18 protein-coding genes are annotated in these 19,720 nt (G+C 33.0%); 7 read left to right on the forward strand and 11 right to left on the reverse strand.

Features of this window, described 5'->3' with window-relative positions:
- Positions 1 to 119: 119 nt before the first annotated feature.
- The 6 genes from E0F89_RS13245 to E0F89_RS13270 all read left to right on the forward strand — a co-directional run bounded on the left by E0F89_RS13245 (position 120) and on the right by E0F89_RS13270 (position 4,472).
- Positions 120 to 347 (forward strand): DUF2188 domain-containing protein, encoded by a 228-nt coding sequence (locus E0F89_RS13245; RefSeq protein WP_131910254.1) that lies wholly within the window; start codon positions 120 to 122, stop codon positions 345 to 347.
- 5 nt (positions 348 to 352) lie between these two features.
- Positions 353 to 1,159: an SMODS-associated NUDIX domain-containing protein gene (locus E0F89_RS13250; protein WP_131910255.1), complete on the forward strand. Its 807-nt coding sequence runs from the start codon at positions 353 to 355 to the stop codon at positions 1,157 to 1,159.
- On the forward strand, positions 1,156 to 2,295 hold the full coding sequence (locus E0F89_RS13255; RefSeq protein ID WP_131910256.1) for a nucleotidyltransferase domain-containing protein: 1,140 nt from the start codon (positions 1,156 to 1,158) through the stop codon (positions 2,293 to 2,295). The genes E0F89_RS13250 and E0F89_RS13255 overlap by 4 nt, the downstream gene beginning before the upstream one ends.
- A complete protein-coding gene (locus E0F89_RS13260) occupies positions 2,282 to 2,698 on the forward strand; it encodes a hypothetical protein (protein WP_131910257.1) in 417 nt (138 codons plus the stop codon). Before E0F89_RS13255 ends, E0F89_RS13260 begins: the two co-directional genes overlap by 14 nt.
- Before the next feature lie 10 nt (positions 2,699 to 2,708).
- Positions 2,709 to 3,788 carry a nucleotidyltransferase family protein gene (locus E0F89_RS13265; RefSeq protein WP_131910258.1) on the forward strand — a complete coding sequence of 360 codons (1,080 nt, stop codon included), beginning with the start codon at positions 2,709 to 2,711 and terminating at the stop codon, positions 3,786 to 3,788.
- Positions 3,789 to 4,220: 432 nt separating this feature from the next.
- Entirely contained in the window at positions 4,221 to 4,472 is a 252-nt protein-coding gene (locus E0F89_RS13270; protein ID WP_131910259.1) for a GIY-YIG nuclease family protein, read from the forward strand.
- 618 nt (positions 4,473 to 5,090) lie between these two features.
- Here E0F89_RS13270 and E0F89_RS13275 read toward each other — a convergent pair.
- The 11 genes from E0F89_RS13275 to E0F89_RS13325 all read right to left on the reverse strand — a co-directional run bounded on the left by E0F89_RS13275 (position 5,091) and on the right by E0F89_RS13325 (position 17,276).
- Positions 5,091 to 6,029 carry a hypothetical protein gene (locus E0F89_RS13275; protein WP_131910260.1) on the reverse strand — a complete coding sequence of 313 codons (939 nt, stop codon included), beginning with the start codon at positions 6,027 to 6,029 and terminating at the stop codon, positions 5,091 to 5,093.
- Positions 6,030 to 6,713: 684 nt separating this feature from the next.
- A complete protein-coding gene (locus E0F89_RS13280) occupies positions 6,714 to 9,446 on the reverse strand; it encodes a cation-translocating P-type ATPase (RefSeq protein WP_131910261.1) in 2,733 nt (910 codons plus the stop codon).
- A 78-nt stretch (positions 9,447 to 9,524) separates the two neighbouring features.
- The gene (locus E0F89_RS13285; RefSeq protein WP_131910262.1) at positions 9,525 to 9,959 is read right to left on the reverse strand and encodes a phosphate-starvation-inducible PsiE family protein; all 435 of its coding nucleotides are present in this window, start codon (positions 9,957 to 9,959) and stop codon (positions 9,525 to 9,527) included.
- An 873-nt stretch (positions 9,960 to 10,832) separates the two neighbouring features.
- Positions 10,833 to 11,765 (reverse strand): transglutaminase, encoded by a 933-nt coding sequence (locus E0F89_RS13290; RefSeq protein ID WP_131910263.1) that lies wholly within the window; start codon positions 11,763 to 11,765, stop codon positions 10,833 to 10,835.
- A 21-nt stretch (positions 11,766 to 11,786) separates the two neighbouring features.
- Positions 11,787 to 12,638 (reverse strand): substrate-binding domain-containing protein, encoded by an 852-nt coding sequence (locus tag E0F89_RS13295; protein ID WP_131910264.1) that lies wholly within the window; start codon positions 12,636 to 12,638, stop codon positions 11,787 to 11,789.
- The gene (locus E0F89_RS13300; RefSeq protein ID WP_131910265.1) at positions 12,638 to 13,165 is read right to left on the reverse strand and encodes a GNAT family N-acetyltransferase; all 528 of its coding nucleotides are present in this window, start codon (positions 13,163 to 13,165) and stop codon (positions 12,638 to 12,640) included. The genes E0F89_RS13295 and E0F89_RS13300 overlap by 1 nt, the downstream gene beginning before the upstream one ends.
- Positions 13,166 to 13,280: 115 nt before the next feature.
- On the reverse strand, positions 13,281 to 14,405 hold the full coding sequence (locus E0F89_RS13305; protein WP_131910266.1) for an SDR family oxidoreductase: 1,125 nt from the start codon (positions 14,403 to 14,405) through the stop codon (positions 13,281 to 13,283).
- Positions 14,406 to 14,498: 93 nt separating this feature from the next.
- Positions 14,499 to 15,368 carry a nucleoside phosphorylase gene (locus E0F89_RS13310; RefSeq protein WP_131910267.1) on the reverse strand — a complete coding sequence of 290 codons (870 nt, stop codon included), beginning with the start codon at positions 15,366 to 15,368 and terminating at the stop codon, positions 14,499 to 14,501.
- A gap of 74 nt (positions 15,369 to 15,442) precedes the next feature.
- Positions 15,443 to 15,772 (reverse strand): translation initiation factor, encoded by a 330-nt coding sequence (locus E0F89_RS13315; protein ID WP_131910268.1) that lies wholly within the window; start codon positions 15,770 to 15,772, stop codon positions 15,443 to 15,445.
- Positions 15,773 to 15,828: 56 nt separating this feature from the next.
- Positions 15,829 to 16,176 carry a GxxExxY protein gene (locus E0F89_RS13320; RefSeq protein WP_317126101.1) on the reverse strand — a complete coding sequence of 116 codons (348 nt, stop codon included), beginning with the start codon at positions 16,174 to 16,176 and terminating at the stop codon, positions 15,829 to 15,831.
- A gap of 149 nt (positions 16,177 to 16,325) precedes the next feature.
- On the reverse strand, positions 16,326 to 17,276 hold the full coding sequence (locus E0F89_RS13325; protein ID WP_131910269.1) for an isopenicillin N synthase family dioxygenase: 951 nt from the start codon (positions 17,274 to 17,276) through the stop codon (positions 16,326 to 16,328).
- 170 nt (positions 17,277 to 17,446) lie between these two features.
- Between E0F89_RS13325 and E0F89_RS13330 the strand changes: the two genes are divergently transcribed.
- Positions 17,447 to 19,423 carry an alpha-ketoacid dehydrogenase subunit alpha/beta gene (locus tag E0F89_RS13330; RefSeq protein WP_131910270.1) on the forward strand — a complete coding sequence of 659 codons (1,977 nt, stop codon included), beginning with the start codon at positions 17,447 to 17,449 and terminating at the stop codon, positions 19,421 to 19,423.
- Positions 19,424 to 19,720 lie beyond the last annotated feature (297 nt).

A 19,720-nucleotide genomic window follows, 5' to 3' on the forward strand; every position in this document is an offset into this window, starting at 1 on the left:
TTTTTAAAACTTAATAGCATTTATTACTAAATGATTTCAAGCAATGTAAAAATAATAAAAATTAAATAACAAAAAGGCACTTAAATATTTGAGGCTAAAATAATTAAAACTAAAGTAAAATGGCAAAAGGTAAAAATCAACATGTTGTTCCTAAAGGAGACGACTGGGCAGTAAGAGGGGCGGGTAACGAAAAGGCTACAAAAATAGTTTCAACACAAAAAGAAGCTATAAAGATTGCAAGGGATATTGCAATCAATCAAGGTTCAGAAATGTTTATTCATGGTGAAAATGGGCAAATACGAGAACGAAACACCTATGGTAAAGATAATTTTCCTCCTAAAGGCTAGAGCAAATGAATGTTAAAGGAAAAATAAGTTTTGTTCTTGGCTGTGTAGGGTTGCTCTCTTGTTTGTTTCTCTCTAGTGGTGACGTGCAAAGTACAATTTTTAAAGTTGCTCTAGGTCTTGTTATTGCAAGTGCAATTGAACTTATAGTATTCATTTATGAAAACAAAAAAAAGTGGAAACTATTGGTAACCAAAATATGGAAGTATAATAAACCCGTTCGTGTCACGGTAGCATATCTGTTCAGGATTGAAGACAATGGAAAGTACATGCTTATAAAACGACATAAGAAAGATTTTGTAGGTTTTCAACCTGTAGGCGGTGCTTATAAATACTTTAAAGAAGAAAATCGAGAGCTGTTTGAAAGCCTGGGAATAACACCTTGCAATAATGTTCCTCGTGATAATAATACTGATAACGATTTAAGAATAATAGTAAATAAACGTAAAAAACTAGTTGAATTCTTCAAATGGTTTAATAGTAGAAAAAATAGAGAGATTGATCCTTGGCGTGAGTTTTTTGAAGAATTAATAGAACCTGGTCTGTTACCGGCAGAACAATTTAGGCATATCAAATACGCATATATCTGTGGACACCAAGAAGGCATACTCAAGACAGATGACTATCCTATTGATCAATTTAGACATGCAGACATATTTGAATTACGCTTAGAAACTGATGCTCAAAAAAAGGCGATAAAAGATTTAATTACTAACGAAAGTATAGCCTTTGTAACAGCAGAAGAAATTAAAAAGGGAGCAACAAATTCAGGAGCCAGAATATTACCTCACACATTTAAAATATTACCAAAATGATACCATTTCAAAATAAATACGTTCAGTTGGACGACTTACTCGACAGGATGGCTGAATCTTTGCAACTGGATAAAACGCGTTATGAATTAATGATTCAGCATTATGAAGCAATAAAAAAATGGATAGAAGCAGATGAACTGTTTTTTAAACCATTTAAATATGAACTATATCCACATGGTTCAGTTAGGATCAAGACAACTGTAAAACCCATAGGTAAAGATGAGTTTGATTTGGACATTGCTTTACATTTGAAAATACAATGGAGCAACCATACTCCCGAAAAAATATATTCTGAATTAAAAAGACGACTTTCTGAACATTCTATTTACAAAGAAAAAATGGAATTGAAGAACAGATGTATCCGCTTGAACTATTCAGGAGATTTTCATATGGATATTCTGCCTGGCATTCAAGAAAATGAATGGGATGAAGATAAGTTGCAAATTCCAGACCGACTTTTAGGTTGTTGGGTAAGCTCTAATCCTAGGGGATATGCTAAATGGTTTTTAGACAAAACCAATACTGTAAAGATTAGCTTATTAGAAAAAGCATTACGAGCTGAAAATTTACCATCCAATGACTATGAAGATAAAAAGCCTCTTCAACGAGCTGTACAATTGATTAAAAGATATAGAGATATTTATTTTCAGGATAATGACACTTTTAAAACATCAAGTATTGTTTTAACAACTATTGCGGGCCTGAATTACAATGGGGAAGAAAGTATTTTTTTAGCTGTTGAAAATATTATAAATCAGATTCGCCAGCATACATTCTATAATTCCACAAGAATTAAAGTTTTAAATCCTGTAAATTCTGAAGAAGACTTTACAGATAAATGGGAAAAAGAACCGAGATATTATCAAGCATTTCGAGCATTTTGTGAGCATTTATATGAGCAATGGCAAGAACTCAAAAAGGATAAGGGAATTATTTCTGAAGGACACATACTTAAAGGCTTATTTGGTGATGATTTGTATTCAAGGGCACAAATTTCGCAAGCAGATATTATTGAGAAAGCCAGAAATGAAAATCAATTAGGAATAAATAGAAATTCAGGAGTAATTGGTGGAATTGGAGCAGCTACAACCACAACGGTTAAATCAAACACTTTTTTTGGTAATGATGCGGATTAAAAACCTAAACAGAAACAAAACTATTGTACAACAGGTAAATGCTATTAGAGTAAAATATCCTGATTGGAAAGTAAATTTTGACTCATATCAACTTAAGGCCGCAGGCACATTACAACCTACACCTCGAAGTGAAATATACACTATTGAAATTAAGTTCCATATTTTGAAACCAATTCAAATTCGGGTACTTAATCCAGTTTTGATAAAAAATGAAAGAGGCAAGAAAATACCACATATGTATTCGCAGGAAACATTATGCTTATTTATGCCTAAATATGCAGAATTTACAAGAAAAATGTACATTAGTGACACAATTATTCCATGGACTTCTTTATGGCTATACTATTATGAAGTCTGGCATGCTACTGATAAATGGTTGGGTGGTGGTGAACATCCTGAATAAAATTCTAATTATGAGAAAACAAGACAAATATATTTTTACCGGAGTTACTATAGCAGCTGGAATTGTTGGGCTTATTGATTATTTTCAACAAAAAGAAAAGCTTAAGCTAATTGGTCTAAAGATGAATTGGGAAAATTATAATGCCCTCCATGCATTCAAGAAAATAACTATTTTTGGAATGGTAGGAGGAATTACAGGGAATGAAATATATAAATGGGAATTTAGAGAAGAGGGTAAGAAAGATTTTTCGAGCGATAATTTTCTTAGAAATTTGGTAAGGGAAGAGAATCCAAATTTAAACCCCATGAAATTGCAGGAATTAAAATCAATAACTAAAGGAGTTAAAGACAAACTTTATAATGAATTTTCAGATCAACTTGTGTGCTACCCTGAAAGCGTTGGTTCATTGAGTAAAAAGATAGCCATTTCCAATAACTATGACTCTGATATAGTCATGCCTGTTAAACAAAATAACCATTTCGGTAATATGCGAAATTTATCAAATGAAATTCATGATAAAATAGAAGATTTATTTGAAGGTAACGCAAAAGTGATAAAAAAAACACGAGCTACAAGTCTACTATTCCAGGGAAATGAAGGTACTCATAAAATTGATATAGTATATGGTAGAGAAATTGGAAACTATAAAGAAGATAAAAACTTAAATTTATACATTCGTCGCCCATTTTTTTGGCAAAAAGGGAAAACTTTTAAAACAAACATTGATATTCAGAAAAATCTACTCAGAAACAAGCCGAAAATTAGAGAGATAATAAAGTTATTAAAATCTTATAGAGATAAGAACAGGTTACTTATAGAGAACACACTTCTAGAACAGTTAGCTCTTGAATCTCTATCTGTTAATAATTATGGTAAAGAATTTTCCGTTACCGAAAACTTACTAGAATGCATGGATTATATTGTAGAAAGATTATCTGGAACACGAATTTTAGACTATGCGAATTCAAATAATAATCTATTAAACAGAATACATCTAACGGAGAGACAAATAGCTATTGAGCAGATTAATAATGATCTAATAAAGATAAAATCTACTCCCTATTACATTAAAGAAATGTTGCATCGATAATATTTTGCCATAATGCACCAAAGAATGATTCAAAATTAAATACTTAAAATTCAACTTATTTTTACATTTAGATTTTTAGGAGTAAACTTATTCCTAATTAAGAGCATATCTTCACTTACTTTTCTATCCAGGACTTTTCATAATGTTGGCTGATTCTTAAAAATATACTTTATGATATCTTCTTATCAGCCTTTGATTTTTCTAGTAGCGAGAACCGTACTCTAACCAAATTTAGTATAATCTAAATAGTCTGCTGTAGGACAGACTAAATTAATCATGAAAATTGTTTTACTATAATTGTGATTTGATTAACAGTATTATTTAAAGGTATCAAAAAATGTCAAAATAGGTATCATGTGTTCGATTGTAAACCCTGACAGCCCACAAAAAACTCCATTAGAAATAATGGAGTTTTTTTATGTCTTATAGTCTATGGAACGCGTTACTTACATCCTTTTTAGCGGAATTAAAAACAGATATTACATTGGTTTTACTTCTAATTTAGAAGAACGTATTGTTCGGCACAATCAAAAAAGCAAAGGATTTACCGGTAATGTAAATGATTGGAAAGTCGTTTATATCAAAAAACACGAAACAAAAGAATTAGCTCAACAAAGAGAATTACAAATCAAATCTTGGAAAAGCAGGATTAAAATTCAGGAACTAATTTCAAAAAAAGAGTAGTTCAGCTGGTTCTGAGCATTCCGATTCTATCGGAAGCGGTCGGGGGTTCGAACCTTCCGAAATTCGGAACAGGCTATCATCGCCCACCAATAATTACAAACCTCCAAAGTCATTTGATTTTGGAGGTTTTTTTTCGTTCGAAAAATTGACAGATATTTTATAAAATCTCTCAACACCATTGATTGCTATAATGGCAGGTTCGAATTGCGTAAGGTCCTAAGAAATAATCTAAATCAATAAAAAGCCCTACGGGAAGCAAAAATTTAGAATAAAAATGAAAAAGCCAAACAGTTGTTTAAAACAGGAATTTTTATTTTCAACGATGCAGCATATCACAGGAATTTACCGATTATAGGATTTGAAAACTATTTAGGTAAATAGACAATATTTCCTTTTTTCTAAAACGGAAGATTTTATTTTGATGCGTAGGTTGTTGTAATAATTGTTTATCGTTGAATTGCAACCAATTGAATTGTAAATTATCAATATTGAAGTTTTCCATTTTTATTTCATAGCTGGCAACAAACCCAATAGCTTTTTTTTCTACATAAATTCGGGACTGTAATCGTTTATAATTTCAGTTTTATTAATATTTTTTCAAGTTTTCACTAAATGTATTTATTTTAGTTTATTTAATTCTGGATATAGTACTTTAAATCTCCACTCCTTATAACCATAATTTGGCAGCCCTATTGACTTTCTTCTTTCTTTCAATATCCCTTCTTCGAAACCTAAACTGTTATCATAAGAACCATAATATTGCGGCTTGTCTTTATACAGTAAATATTGATCATATAAAGAGGCATACGTTTCCGGAAGAGCTTCACCAGTCTTAACAAATTCCAATATTTTTGGCATAAAGTAATTTAATCTAATAGAATCCTTTGTATGCAGTAACATTGCGTCCACATCAATAGGTTTGTTATCGACCGAAAAATTCCCAAGAATTCTTTCATTTGGAAAACCAAAAACATCAATAATTTTTTTTAATTTCTCCGCATTAATTGAATCTAAGCGATTCTGCAGAGTTATTTTTTTGGTGTAATTTTTATTTCTGTAAAGTTGATCGTCATTTTTCATTTGTATTATGGTATCTCGTAATTTTTTATTTATTCGTGACAAATACTGTTTTCTCAGTTGTAAATAATTATCATTTTCACTTAAAAATATAAAATATTTAGAAGTACTAAAATAGGAATCATTATTTATGTACTCGTCTGTATATCCAAATTCGGTTACCAATTTTTCAACTTCTTCTTTACTGATTGTATGATTAGTTTCTATTTTGCATTTTAAATATGTAGCAAATTCATTATAAATCTGCATATTTATTGGTTTATAGATCTTAAATAGACTATCAAGCTTTTCATAACTACGTTGATAGTTTCTTGTGATAAATAAACTATCAGCTTCATAAACTTTGAGATAATAAGGGATATAGTTCGCTTCTTGTTTTTGAGTAAAGTCGGTAACTTTTTCTGTTTTACATGAAGAAAATATTATACTAATAATTAAAATCATCAGAAATGATGAAATTACCTTAAATTTTTTTTTCATGTGATAATCAAGTTATATTTATCAAATATATAAATATATTCTTATATCGCGTTTTCTTTTTATAATAGATTACTTACGGTAATGTCATTTTTGATTATAAGACTTTCTAGCTGTATTATTATTTATATCAAATTGATTAATACTTGCGTACGCTTATAATATAATAATTCCAACATCGGCTACTGATCTAAAGAATAGCAATTTTCAGATGAAATATAGATCCTTTATATACATATGATTCTACTACGTGTTCATCAAAAAGCGCTATTTGTTTTGTACTGATCTCTTTCGGTGATTATGCTAACTAGATAAAACCAAATATGTTTAACATACAAATAAATTTGACTTGTTATTGAGTAATTCCAAAAACGAATAAAAAAAACAACTCACAGCAACTTTCAATTCTTACTCCTCCGAGTGCCATTATGACTGATTTTTTAAAACTTAGCAAACAGATTGGGACACTCTAATTACCTTTTTACTTAATTATCGATACATTTGATTTTTACTTAATATAACGATCCCGTAAACTCTATGACCAAGCTTTTAAATAGAAGGCAGTTCGACTTAATTATGACCATTATAATAAAATATGTACAATCCAGTAAACAGATAATTACAGCAAGTCAGGTTTATAAAAGTCTTAAAGAATATAGGAAATTTAACATATTTTCATTAGGCTCACTACAGCGTACTATTTTTATAAAATTTTCTTCGAATCCATTTTTCAATGCTAATAATTATCAGAATAGAAAAAGCTACTGAGGCAGAAACCACCCAAGCCTCGACTTTTAATGGAGAGGAATGAAACCAACGATTCATAAATGGAAAATAAACAAAAGCGGAATGAACAAATAGTACTGTTGCAATTCCGATATAAATTGATGGATTCGAGAAAAGCCCAATTTTATGAGCTGAAAAATGTAGAGATCTGCAATCAATAAGATAAAACACCTGAAATAAAACCATTGCTGTAACAGCCATTGTTTGAGCTTCAGAAATAGCTTGTGAATGTCCAATTCCTCTGGATAGTTCAATATTATATTCCCAGAGGAATAGTCCAATCGTTCCACCTGCCATCACGAAAGAAACCAAAACCATTCTGAAAATTATTAGGGAACTTAACAATGGTTTATTGGGCTTACGTGGCGGACGATTCATTACATTGGGTTCCATAGCTTCAAGCGCAAGTGGTAATGACAGGGCAACAGCAGTAATAAGATTAATCCATAATACCTGAACTGGCTGCATTGGAATAAGAAGAATTCCCCTTTCTGTTGGGAAAAATAACACAGCAATAAAAATAACCAATCCCAATCCTATACTTGTTGGCAGAAGAAATACAATAGATTTCTGAAGGTTATCAAATACTCTGCGTCCTTCTTCAACAGCAGCTTTAATACTTTCAAAATTATCATCAGCCAGGATCATGTCTGCAGCTTCTTTGGCAACAGCCGTTCCACTGATACCCATGGCTACGCCAATATCTGCACGTTTAAGTGCTGGCGCATCATTTACGCCATCTCCGGTCATAGCTACCACTTCGCCGTTGGCCTGAAGGGCTTTTACTAGATTTAATTTATCTTCGGGAGATACCCGTGCGAAAATATTTGTATTTTTTACTACTTCCTGAAGTTCCTCGGCATTCAAATTCTGAAGTTCCTTTCCGGTGATCACTCTTTCTGCATTTTTAAACCCAAGTTCCCTGCCTATTGCAGCGGCTGTCGAAGGATGATCTCCGGTAATCATTTTCACAGTAATACCAGCTTTATGACAGGTATCTATCGCTTCTTTCACTTCTATTCTAGGTGGGTCACTCATGGCTTGTAACCCCAAAAAATAAAAATCGCAAAGATCATCTTCGGTAATGAGTGATGAATGTTCAATATCTACCTTTTTGGAAGCAAAAGCCAACACTCTCATTCCTGTTTCTGCCATTTGTAAACCCTCTGTTCGTACCTGTTCCGTGTCAACTAAAGTGGATGAATTATCGCTATTTAATAAAAGGGAAATAACTGATTCAGGCGCACCTTTAAGGTATATTATTTTTTCTCCAAAAGGGGATAGATAGAGCGTAGCCATTATTTTTTTTTCAGAATCAAAGGGCAATTCATCAAGCCTTTGCCATTTGCTTCTTAGTTCGTCCTCGTTTATGCCAAATTTTCCGGCTACCGCGATAAGAGCAACCTCTGTAGGGTCGCCAACTGCTTTCCAATGTCCCTCTTTATGGTGAAGTGTTGCATCATTGCACAACGCAGCAGCCCTTATTAGTTCTCCAATTTCATCATCCGTTCCTTCATCATCAGAATCGTTTTTTAAAATTTTACCATTAGTATTAATGCCTACTCCTGTAACATTGAATTTTTGCTTTCCATTCCAAAGTAGCTTAACCGTCATTTCGTTAAGGGTAAGTGTTCCCGTTTTGTCTGTACAGATTACAGTGGTGCTGCCCAAGGTCTCTACCGCAGATAAGTGCCTGATAATAGCCCGTCGATTTGCCATCCGCTTAACACCTATAGCTGAGGCGATAGTAATAACAGCAGGTAATCCTTCGGGGATAGCTGCAACTGCAAGAGTAATGGCAGAAAAAATTGCATCTAGCGTAGCATAATTACGAAACATGCCTATTAGAAAAACTAAAATTCCAACAGAGATGATGGAGAAGGTAATTCCCCTTGCAATTTTTTCAAGAGATTTCGTAAGTGGAGATTTGACAGAGATTGTGGTTTGCAGCAGGGCGGAAATTTTACCGATCTCGGTTTTTATACCTGTTAAAACAACAACACCTTCCGCTTTTCCTGAAGTAATTAATGTACCGCTAAAGATCATATTCTTACGGTCAGCAATTCCTGTTTCCATGGCAATAATATCCGTGTTTTTTTCTACCGGTAAAGATTCTCCTGTAAGAACAGATTCATTGCACTGCATATTTTTTACGAAAGTAAGCCGCATATCTGCTGACACTTTGTCTCCAGCCTGAAGCAATACATAATCCCCGGGAACAAGATCAGCAGCTGGGATGGTTTTTTGCTTTCGATCTCGCATTACTGTAGCATTTTCAGGCATTAATTGGAGAAGTCCCTGAATGGTTTTCCCTGCCTGATATTCCTGAATAAAACCAATGATAGCATTAATGACTATTACACTAAACACTACTATACCATCGGTTATTTTACCCATGGCTATGGCAAGGATGGTAGCAGCAAGAAGAACATATATTAGCGGGTTAAGAAATTGCCTCAGCAAAATTTTAAAGGCACTCTCTCTAGTTTGCCGATCCAATATATTTGGTCCTGCGATTTTCAGTCGCTTCGCGGCCTCTGCTGCACTAAGACCCTCAGAAGAAGCATTAAGACTCTTTAATACATTATTGCAAGAAACGGAATGCCAATCATTATTTTGTGTTAAGTTATCCATTATACCTACAATTTATAGTTATTAGATTTTTTTTAAATACAATTACAGCATTCACAAAAATGGTGTCACTAAATTCCTTTAGCGTTTGTTTTGTGGTTTCGCAAAGTATTTCAACAAAAAATAAGCAAGACCGAGTGCGGCAATCAATAATGCTAAACCTATAATAACAGCACTATTTGTTTGTTTTACATCTAACGTAATTATTTTAGTAGAAATAGCAATAATTGAGATTTCGATAATTTGGATAGTAGGAATTGTATCGGATGAAATAATTAATAAAAGTGCTTTTATAAGTTCATATCCAACTGCAATAATCAAAATCAAATTAAATACTTCTAATAAAGTGGAAACATCAATCAATAAATAAGGAGGAGCAGTAATTTTTTTAAATTCTAAATAGATAAGATGTAACGTTCCCAGTACTAACATTAAAGTCATTATAGCAATTAAAACACGAATTATATTTTTATTGATGACTATGATTTTTCTTGCAAAATTATCTTCGTTACTCATACTTTTTTTTTTAAAAGATTAAAGTCACATTTTAATTAATTATTTTTTAAAAGTTAATATTTTAATAATTGAAATAATCTCTCCAAAAACTGTTAAGAAGTTCTTGATTCTTACTTACTATCTATTTTATTAGGGTTGTCTTTTATGTTATGAAAGTTCACTTATGGCCAAGTAAATTTAGTAATAAAATTGTATCCCGTAATCAATATAATGATTTTTTTAATTTGATTATAATAAAAAAATACAAGGTTTATATCTATGAATATCAAAAAGTTAAGTATATTTTTTTCATTAAAAAACAATGGCTATTTGGTGTAGTTTTTATTTTTTTCTGGAGTAAACTTTTTTCTTATTTTTCACAATTTAAATGTCATATCAAACTGCAGTACGGCAAACGACGGCTTGCTCAGTATTTGAAGAACCTGGAAAAATAAAAAGCGAACTATTCACTATTAGATTTATATTGAAAGCTAGAAAGTTCCTATTTATTTTAAGATTCTTTTTTGCCAGTATTTTGTATTTTTTTTACATAAAATACATAAACTCACTTTCGTGCTAAAGCAAAGAAAATAGGGAACTTCAAAAAATAATCAGTGCCATGTACTTCTACTATAAATGTCTTGAGTATCGGTGTGACAATTACATTAAAGAATCTTCATTAATAGAATTTTTTCTCCCAAAGCGAAAAAATAAAAAAAGGCATGCAGAAACAAGATGAATTTAAACTTCAGTTTATTAACCCAACGACTGTGCGCATTGACAAGAATCATATAAAATTCAGAGGATTCTCTTGCAATCGAAATGCAAAAAACTATTTGTATCCCATTAGTTAGGTAAAATCACCAGTTGCTGTAGGATATTGGAGAAGTCCAACTAATCCAATGTCAAGGCACCGAGAATTTCTTCAGACATGAAAGGTCCTCCGGGATATTTGGCCGTATAATCCAGATTCATCCAAATTTGGCCGCGCTCATCCACATGATAATGAAGTTTGTTTTCATTGCTTTCATTGACAAATAATACGTTTTTGATTAGAAAATTGACTTTTTCTAAATCAGTTTGAGATCCGATCAGTATTTCTGGATAAATATGTCCCGTGGTATGGATTAGACGTGGAGTTCCACCAATAGACTTAACCGCGGCAGCCATTAATATCGAATGATCATCACAATCCCCAGAAAAATAAAGCAGCGATTCCGTGGCCGTAGCGATATAATCACGTGCTTTTGGATCGCTTACATAGTTCCATCTGCTATTTATTTCCTTGAAAACGGCAAAGCATTGGATTATCGTTCTGTAATCCGAATATCCTTTTATGTCTTTAAAATGTTTTGTAGTTGCCATAACTGCAAAATTCCTGATTTTAGGATTTTGGTATTCTATGGCATTGATAATTTTTGATTTATTGGGAAACGGAAGCAACTTTGCAATAATAATATCTTGTGGATATGGATTATCTGACATCGTGTACAAAATTGAATTATAATCTTCAAATACGCTGTTAAATCCATAGTTTCCAATAGTAGAACCATAAATTAAAACCAATAAATACAAAATGATACAAAATAGAATAATTGTTCTCAAGAATCTAAGGATGATTTGAATGACAACAATCATCACTAAAAATAAAACTACCCTGTCAATGTTCAGAAACCAATTGGGATTGATTAAATTCTGATGTACAATAATAAAAAGTGGAATAGCAATTAATATGTTCAGGATAAAAATCATAACGTCATCCCAAGGTTTTTTGACCCGGAAGCGTTGCTTAATACCCTGAAAATTAATTTCTTTTATTTTTATCATAGTAAAAATAAAAACAGTACTCTAGACTGTTTTCACAATATCTTCAAAAGTACCTTTTTTATCGATAATTTTAAGTTGAAAAAGTTGATTTTGAACTTTGTTTAACATTTCAGCTGATAATGGTTTATGTGACCAATGCGTTAACGACAACCATTCTTGAATATCTTCAACTTTTTGATGGAAATTTAAAGCCAGAGTTTTGTCAATACTCGGAATTTCTTTAAAATCTTCTGTAGTTTGATTGATGATTTCCAGAATTTTTGAAATAAGCTCTGGATTATTTTCCAAAACTTCCTTTCGAACCGCAATTACAAAACAAGGCCAAGGCGTTGGGCAATCAGCGATTCTTCGAAAAATTCCTTTATCGACTAATGGTTTGGTCATGAAACGTTCCCACATAAAATAATCTGCGGTTCCGTTTGTCAAAGCTTCAACTGCGCCATCGATAGTATTTACGATTTCAAATTGAAGATTATCCGTTTTCCATCCTTCGTTATCCGCGTTGACATACGCCATAAGTTGCGAACCAGAACCCAATCTGGAAATAGCAACTTTTTTATTTTCTAAATCAGCTAATGTCTTGTAATTGGAGTTTGCCGCTACGTGAATTCCCCAAATCAAAGGACTTTCTACATACATCTGAACTATTTTACTCGGGTTTCCGGCAACGATATCTTTTACAATTCCTTCGGTTAGGATTACCGCAATATCAGTTTCACCATCACGAAGCATTTGGCACATTTTTCCAGTTCCTTCGGGAACATCAGTCCATTGTAAATCGATATTTTCTTTTTCGAAATCACCGTTTTCTATGGCTAAATGCCAAGGAAGATTGAAATGTTCAGGAACTCCGGCTATTTTTATTGTTTTCATTATAAATTAGGATTTTTTAATTCGTACCAATTCCAAGAAACACCGTCTTCCAGATATTTTTCAGTTATTTTCAGTCCAATTTTTTGTAATATTCTGTTTGAAGCGATATTATCGGTATGCGCTGCGGCGTCCATGATTTTGATTTTCATTACTTTAAAACCATAATCCAGCCATGCAAAACTGGCCTCAGTAGCATATCCTTTGCCCCAAAATTTTTCATTTAATCTATAGCCAATATCATAGAAATGAATTTTATTATTCACCATTTCGGTGTTATATTTTAATCCGGCCCAACCAATTAATTCATTGGTTTCTTTCAAAACAAGCACAAATCGCCCAATATTATTTTGAACATACTGCGCTCTAACAGATTCGATATACGAATGTACTTCGCTAATATCCGTTAATGGTTTGTTCCAAAGATATTGATGTACCCTAGGATTGCTGTCCATTTCAAATAAAGCTTCGACATCAGAAATTTGCATTTGCCTTAAAATCAATCGGTCGGTTTCTAAAATAAGATTCATTTTTTATTTAAAATTTCATGGTTAACGATTTAGCCCTGATAGCAGTGAAAATCCTTTTTCTTTTTTCTTTAAAAAGGAAAAGATTGCAACGTATAGCAGGAAATAGCTCCTAAAATTACACATTAATATCTTTAAAATTATTCAATTTTGCATACCGAATCATATTAGTAAAGGCCTCTTCATCCAGTTTTGGTATTTCCAGAATGGAGTCCAACAAAGTGGTATCGTATTCATTCGCAGCTGTCGTAAAATAAGGGCTTAAGTGTTTTCCAATACTTTCGTAATACAGTTTTTCGATTGTGTTTTTGTATACAAAATCCAGTGAATTTTGTATTAAAGTAAAATTAGTATAGCCAACTTCTTTCATAATCAAGCGCAATCCATTTACCATATTGAAGCTCTTATTATGTACAATATTAAGCTGTTCAATATCTTCTCTTTCGAATGTATTTACAATCACTTTTGCAACATAATCGACAGGAATAATGTTCAAAACGGTGTCTTCATTGACTATAAAACGCACATTTTCTTGATCTCCTTTTCGTTGGGAAGTGAAGTGAAAGAATTTAGCCAAAAGATAAAAAACCATATATTTCGAAATAAAATACGGATTTTCTGTTCCTAACATTTTGCCTCCAATCACACTTGGACGTAAAATTTGAAAGGATAAGCCTACTTTCTTACATTCTTGTGCTATAAAATTTTCCGAGTGGAATTTGGCATTCTCATACGCATTGCGGTGCTCCGGTTGGAAGCCTAAACTATGAAAATCATTGTCAATTAATCCTTTTCGGTTTCCCGATGAAAAAGCAGTTCCAATGTAAACAAACTTTTTTATAAAAGGATGAAAGAGATTGAAAAGCGTTTTTGTGATTTTGGTATTTTCGTGAAAAATCTTTTCGCGTTGTTCTTCATCAGTAGATAAATTTACGAATCCCGCCGAATGGATAAAATAAGCATCTTTTATTTGACTTGAAAAAGTATCCTGAATTTCAGCCAAATCAGTATCTATGATTTCAATGTATTCATGCAGTTTTGCGATGCCTTTCTCTTTTATGATTTTTGGTGAATAACTACTGGATAAGAGCTCGTTTATGCGATCTAAAGCAGATTTTTTGCCTTTATTTCGAGCAATTATAAAAAGTTTACCATCAATTTTAGTGTTTATGAAAAGCTCCAGAATTTCATACATGATGTGAGATCCCAGAACTCCTGTTGCACCTGTAAGTATTATTTTCATTATCGTTTTGTTCTAAAAACAAATGTAGTTTTAAAAAAATTAAAAGCACTTTTTTAAAACTACAAATGGGTACGGTTTTGAAAATTAATTTCTCTATCCTAAAGCAATTTTTTCTAATGTATACGCAATCAATTCATCAACTGCTTTGTATGGATCTTCGCTAAAAGTTCCCGAAGCACGATTCGCAATGATAGCGTTAAGTGATAATGCATTGTGTCCTAAAAGTGCCGAAAGTCCATAAATTGCTGCGGTTTCCATCTCTAAATTTGTAATTTGGTTGTCACCAAATATAAAATTATCCATTTTAGAATTCAATTCTTCATCTTGAATATTCAAACGCAACACGCGACCTTGTGGACCGTAAAAGCCACCTGCAGTTGCGGTAATTCCTTTGTGCATTTTGTCGCTTTCAATTATTTTTTCCAGTTTTTCGGAACAAGCAATTACGTATGGTTTTCCTTTTTTTAAATCCCAATTGGTGTGTTTCACAAAAGCATCTTCCATCTCCAGATTCGAAACTTCGTCAATCAAATAGGAGCGGAGCATGTTATCCAATCCTAATCCGAATTTTGATAGTACAAAACTGTCCACAGGAATATCCGCTTGCAAAGAACCCGAAGTTCCAATTCGGATAATGTTTAAAGAAATCAGCTTTTCTTTTGGTTTGCGGGTTTCCAAATCGATATTGACCAATGCATCCAGTTCGTTGATGACGATATCAATATTGTCAGGACCAATTCCTGTAGACATTACTGTAATTCGTTTGCCTTTGAAAATACCGGTTTGGGTCTTGAATTCTCTTTTTTGAGTCGAAAATTCAATGCTGTCAAAAAACTGTGTAATTTTTTCCACACGATTTTGATCTCCAACAAAGATGATGTCGTGTGCAATATGTTCTGGTTTTAAATTCAAATGGTAAACGCTACCGTCTGGATTTAATATTAATTCTGATGATTGTATCATTGTTTTTTTTGTTTAATGTTTAAGGTTTAAAGTTGCTCAACTGAATACTAATAGCTAAAAACTGATCACTTTTTCTAACCTCCAACTCGTTTTACTTTAAAGCCTTTTTCTTTTAAAATAGTCATTATTTTATCGCGATAATCGCCTTGAATAATGATAGAATCATCTTTAAAAGTTCCGCCAACACTCAATTTGGTTTTGATTTCCTTGGCAAGAATTTTAAAATCGGCGTCGGTTCCTTCATAACCTTCAATTATAGTGGTCGCTTTTCCTTTTCGCTTTTCGAATTTGCAAATCATAGGCTCTTTTTGAACGTATAATTCGTGTGCCTCTTCTATAATTTGCTCTTCAGGCGATGGTTCGTGATCTGGAAAAAGGTTTTTTAACTGGTCTTGTAAGTCCATAATTTTATATATTTTGAACGCGGATAACACGGATTTTACGGATTAACGCGGATTTTTTATTTTCTATTATTTTGATATACTTTTCTAATAAATTCTGGTTTTTTACCAAAGTTAAGAAGCAATCCTACTTCGCATGGAGTAGATTTCAAATAATTGATTAATTGAAATTCATTTGCTTCCACTAAATAATCCTGAGCCTTTAATTCTAAAATCACTAAATCATTTACAATAATATCGGCAAAGTAATCACCAACTTCAATTTCTTTATAATAAACTTTAATTTTTTTCTGTGCTTCAACATGAAAACCATTTGCTTTAAGCTCATAATACAATGCATTTTGATATACTCTTTCGAGAAAATCATATCCTAATTCATTATAGACTTCAAAAAATATCTTTATTATTGACTATGTTAATTCTTGATGTAAAATGCTACTCATAAATAATTATATCAGTGTAAATCTGTGAAATCTGCGTTATCCGCGTTCCAATTCTATAAAAGCAAAAAGACATCAAGCGAACTCGATGTCTTTCTTGAACTATTTATTAAGAATTATTTTTTAATAAGCCCTAAATCTACTAAACGCTCGTATAAATAAGCTCCTGCGGTAATATCTTCGAATTGTTTTGGATGTTCTGCATCAATACAGTTTTCCAAACAATCCAATTTCATATCACTCACCGGATGCATAAAAAACGGAATAGAATAACGTGAAGTTCCCCATAATTCTCTTGGTGGGTTTACCACTTGGTGAATCGTAGATTTCAATTTGTTATTCGTATGACGCGACAACATATCACCCACATTAATTACTAATTCATCTTGTTCAGCAATGGCATCAATCCATTCTCCGTTATGATTTTGCACTTGCAAACCTTTTCCTTGCGCACCCATCAACAAAGTAATCAAATTGATATCACCGTGAGCAGCAGCACGAATTGCGTTTGCCGGTTCAGATGTGATTGGTGGGTAATGAATAGGTCTTAAGATTGAATTTCCGTCTTTGGCATACTTGTCAAAATAAAATTCATCCAAACCGAGGTGCAAAGCCAAAGCTCTTAAAACATAAACTCCTGTTTTTTCAAGCATTTGGTAGGCTTCTTTACCTACCACATTAAAACGGGGAAGTTCTTTAACTTCAACATTCTCTGGGTACTCTGAAGCATATTTTGAATCTTCAGACACATATTGTCCAAAATGCCAAAACTCCTTCAAATCACCTTCTTTTCTGCCTTTGGCATGTTCTGTTCCAAAAGAAACATAGCCTCTTTGTCCGCCAATTCCAGGGATTTCGTAACTGTGTTTTGTTTCTAAAGGTAAAGCGAAAAAATTTCTGATTTCACCATACAATTCATCAACCAACTGGTCGTTTAAAAAATGCCCTTTGAGTGCTACGAAGCCAATATCTTCAAATGCACTTCCGATTTCATTTACAAATTTTTGTTTACGTTTCGGGTCGTCCGAAAGGAAATCACGCAAGTCAACACTAGGAATGTTTTGCATACTTTTAAATATTTTTTAATAACTTGAAGGTAAAAACCTTGCAGATACAAATGTAAAGAATAATTTTATATCTGAATTTTAAAACTTATAAAGAATGTGAAAATTTATAACAATATAATACTAAACTGTTATATTTTTTTATCTTTGAACCATACAATAAAATCGCAAAAATGATCTTCGACAGAAAAAATCTTACTGACAATCAATTATTAGATTTATATAAAAGAATACTGAAACCAAGGCTGATAGAAGAGAAAATGTTGATTCTTATTCGTCAGGGAAAAGTATCCAAATGGTTTTCTGGAATTGGTCAAGAGGCTATTTCTGTAGGTGTTACTGCGGTTTTAGATTCGGATGAGTACATTTTGCCAATGCACAGAAACTTGGGAGTTTTTACTGGAAGAGACATTCCGCTGTACCGCCTTTTTTCGCAATGGCAAGGCAAAGCCAATGGTTTTACCAAGGGTCGCGATCGCAGTTTTCACTTTGGAACACAACAATACAAGATTATAGGAATGATTTCGCATTTAGGTCCGCAATTAGGCGTTGCTGACGGAATCGCTTTGGCCAATAAACTCAAGAAAAACGGAAAAATTACTGCAGTTTTTACTGGCGAAGGTGCTACAAGTGAAGGAGATTTTCACGAAGCGCTGAATATTGCTTCGGTTTGGGAATTGCCGGTGCTGTTTGTGATAGAAAATAACGGTTATGGACTTTCTACGCCAACCAATGAACAATACCGCTGTGAAAACCTAGCTGATAAAGGAAAAGGCTACGGAATGGAAAGTCATATAGTTGATGGAAATAATATTCTGGAAGTGTTTAATTTATTATCTGAATTGAAGGCTTCGATGAAAGAAAATCCACGTCCGGTTTTATTGGAATTTAAAACCTTCAGAATGCGAGGGCACGAAGAGGCGAGTGGGACCAAATACGTTCCACAGGAATTAATGGACATGTGGGCGATTAAAGATCCAGTAGAAAATTATAAAAAATACTTGGCAGAAAACGGAGTTCTTACCGCTGATTTTGACGCTGCTTTACATACTGAAATAAAAAAAGATATTGATGAAAGTCTGGCTATTGCCAATGCGGAACCGGAAATTGAAGCTACTTTAAGTGAAGAGCTAAATGATGTTTATAAACCGCATGTATTTGAACACGTTAAACCTTCAGAAGAAAAAGAAAACATTCGTTTTATAGATGCGATTTCTACCAGTTTGAGACAATCAATGGAACGCCATGAAAACTCCGTAATCATGGGTCAGGATATTGCTGAATATGGCGGTGCTTTCAAAATCACGGATGGTTTTGTCGCCCAGTTTGGCAAAGAGCGTGTCATCAATACGCCAATTTGCGAAAGTGCAGTGGTTTCGGCAGGAATGGGATTATCAATCAATGGATACAAAGCGATTGTGGAAATGCAGTTTGCCGATTTTGTTTCCACAGGATTTAATCCCATTGTGAATTTATTAGCCAAATCGCATTACCGCTGGTTAGAAAAAGCCGATGTTGTAGTTCGAATGCCTTGTGGTGGAGGAACTCAAGCGGGGCCTTTTCACTCGCAAACCAATGAAGCTTGGTTTACTAAAACTCCGGGATTAAAAGTGGTTTATCCGGCATTTCCTTATGATGCCAAAGGATTATTGAATACTTCTATAAACGATCCAAATCCTGTTTTGTTTTTTGAGCACAAGCAATTGTACAGAAGCGTGTACCAGGATGTACCTAAAGACTATTACACGATTCCACTAGGAAAAGCGGCTTTGTTGAAAGAAGGAGCTGATGTTACTATCATTTCGTTTGGGGCAGCAGTGCATTGGGCTTTGGATACTTTAGCAAAAAAACCTGAAATTTCAGCTGATTTGTTGGATTTAAGAACCTTACAGCCTTTGGATACTGAAGCTATTTTTACATCGGTAAAGAAAACAGGAAGAGTAATTATTTATCAGGAAGACAGTATGTTTGGAGGAATTGCCAGCGATATATCGGCAATGATAATGGAGAATTGTTTCAAATACCTTGATGCGCCAGTAAAAAGAGTGGCAAGTTTAGACAGTCCAATTCCTTTTACAAAAGCTTTGGAAGATCAATATTTGCCAAAAGGCAGGTTTGAAAATGAATTAAATCTGCTTTTGGCATATTAAAGTCTTGAATTTATAATTAGCTTATTTTCAGTATGTAAATCCTAAAAATAACCTAATATCCAATAGATTATTATAAATAAAATAATTGTACCAAAGCAGCCACCGCCCAATTTTTTGGCGCCATATCCTGCTATTATTGTTTTGAAAAATCCGTTCATAAATTTTAGTTTTAAGTATTTTATAAAAGTAATAATTATTTGAACACTTGCAAATTTAAGTTCAGTTCTTACAATATTTTTTAATTCGAGCAATTTATTCCAGGAATACAGTTTTGTAATTAACTGCGATATAAAGTGT

The sequence above is a fragment of the Flavobacterium caseinilyticum genome (assembly GCF_004349085.1).
GTDB classification, from domain to species: domain Bacteria; phylum Bacteroidota; class Bacteroidia; order Flavobacteriales; family Flavobacteriaceae; genus Flavobacterium; species Flavobacterium caseinilyticum.

What these genes read in the sequence shown, in the direction of transcription:
- E0F89_RS13245 (WP_131910254.1), top strand. Translation starts at nt 120, where the DNA reads ATGGCAAAAGGTAAAAATCAACATGTTGTTCCTAAAGGAGACGACTGG.
- E0F89_RS13250 (WP_131910255.1), top strand. Translation starts at nt 353, where the DNA reads ATGAATGTTAAAGGAAAAATAAGTTTTGTTCTTGGCTGTGTAGGGTTG.
- E0F89_RS13255 (WP_131910256.1), top strand. Translation starts at nt 1,156, where the DNA reads ATGATACCATTTCAAAATAAATACGTTCAGTTGGACGACTTACTCGAC.
- E0F89_RS13260 (WP_131910257.1), top strand. Translation starts at nt 2,282, where the DNA reads ATGATGCGGATTAAAAACCTAAACAGAAACAAAACTATTGTACAACAG.
- E0F89_RS13265 (WP_131910258.1), top strand. Translation starts at nt 2,709, where the DNA reads ATGAGAAAACAAGACAAATATATTTTTACCGGAGTTACTATAGCAGCT.
- E0F89_RS13270 (WP_131910259.1), top strand. Translation starts at nt 4,221, where the DNA reads ATGGAACGCGTTACTTACATCCTTTTTAGCGGAATTAAAAACAGATAT.
- E0F89_RS13275 (WP_131910260.1), bottom strand. Translation starts at nt 6,029, where the DNA reads ATGAAAAAAAAATTTAAGGTAATTTCATCATTTCTGATGATTTTAATT.
- E0F89_RS13280 (WP_131910261.1), bottom strand. Translation starts at nt 9,446, where the DNA reads ATGGATAACTTAACACAAAATAATGATTGGCATTCCGTTTCTTGCAAT.
- E0F89_RS13285 (WP_131910262.1), bottom strand. Translation starts at nt 9,959, where the DNA reads ATGAGTAACGAAGATAATTTTGCAAGAAAAATCATAGTCATCAATAAA.
- E0F89_RS13290 (WP_131910263.1), bottom strand. Translation starts at nt 11,765, where the DNA reads ATGATAAAAATAAAAGAAATTAATTTTCAGGGTATTAAGCAACGCTTC.
- E0F89_RS13295 (WP_131910264.1), bottom strand. Translation starts at nt 12,638, where the DNA reads ATGAAAACAATAAAAATAGCCGGAGTTCCTGAACATTTCAATCTTCCT.
- E0F89_RS13300 (WP_131910265.1), bottom strand. Translation starts at nt 13,165, where the DNA reads ATGAATCTTATTTTAGAAACCGACCGATTGATTTTAAGGCAAATGCAA.
- E0F89_RS13305 (WP_131910266.1), bottom strand. Translation starts at nt 14,405, where the DNA reads ATGAAAATAATACTTACAGGTGCAACAGGAGTTCTGGGATCTCACATC.
- E0F89_RS13310 (WP_131910267.1), bottom strand. Translation starts at nt 15,368, where the DNA reads ATGATACAATCATCAGAATTAATATTAAATCCAGACGGTAGCGTTTAC.
- E0F89_RS13315 (WP_131910268.1), bottom strand. Translation starts at nt 15,772, where the DNA reads ATGGACTTACAAGACCAGTTAAAAAACCTTTTTCCAGATCACGAACCA.
- E0F89_RS13325 (WP_131910269.1), bottom strand. Translation starts at nt 17,276, where the DNA reads ATGCAAAACATTCCTAGTGTTGACTTGCGTGATTTCCTTTCGGACGAC.
- E0F89_RS13330 (WP_131910270.1), top strand. Translation starts at nt 17,447, where the DNA reads ATGATCTTCGACAGAAAAAATCTTACTGACAATCAATTATTAGATTTA.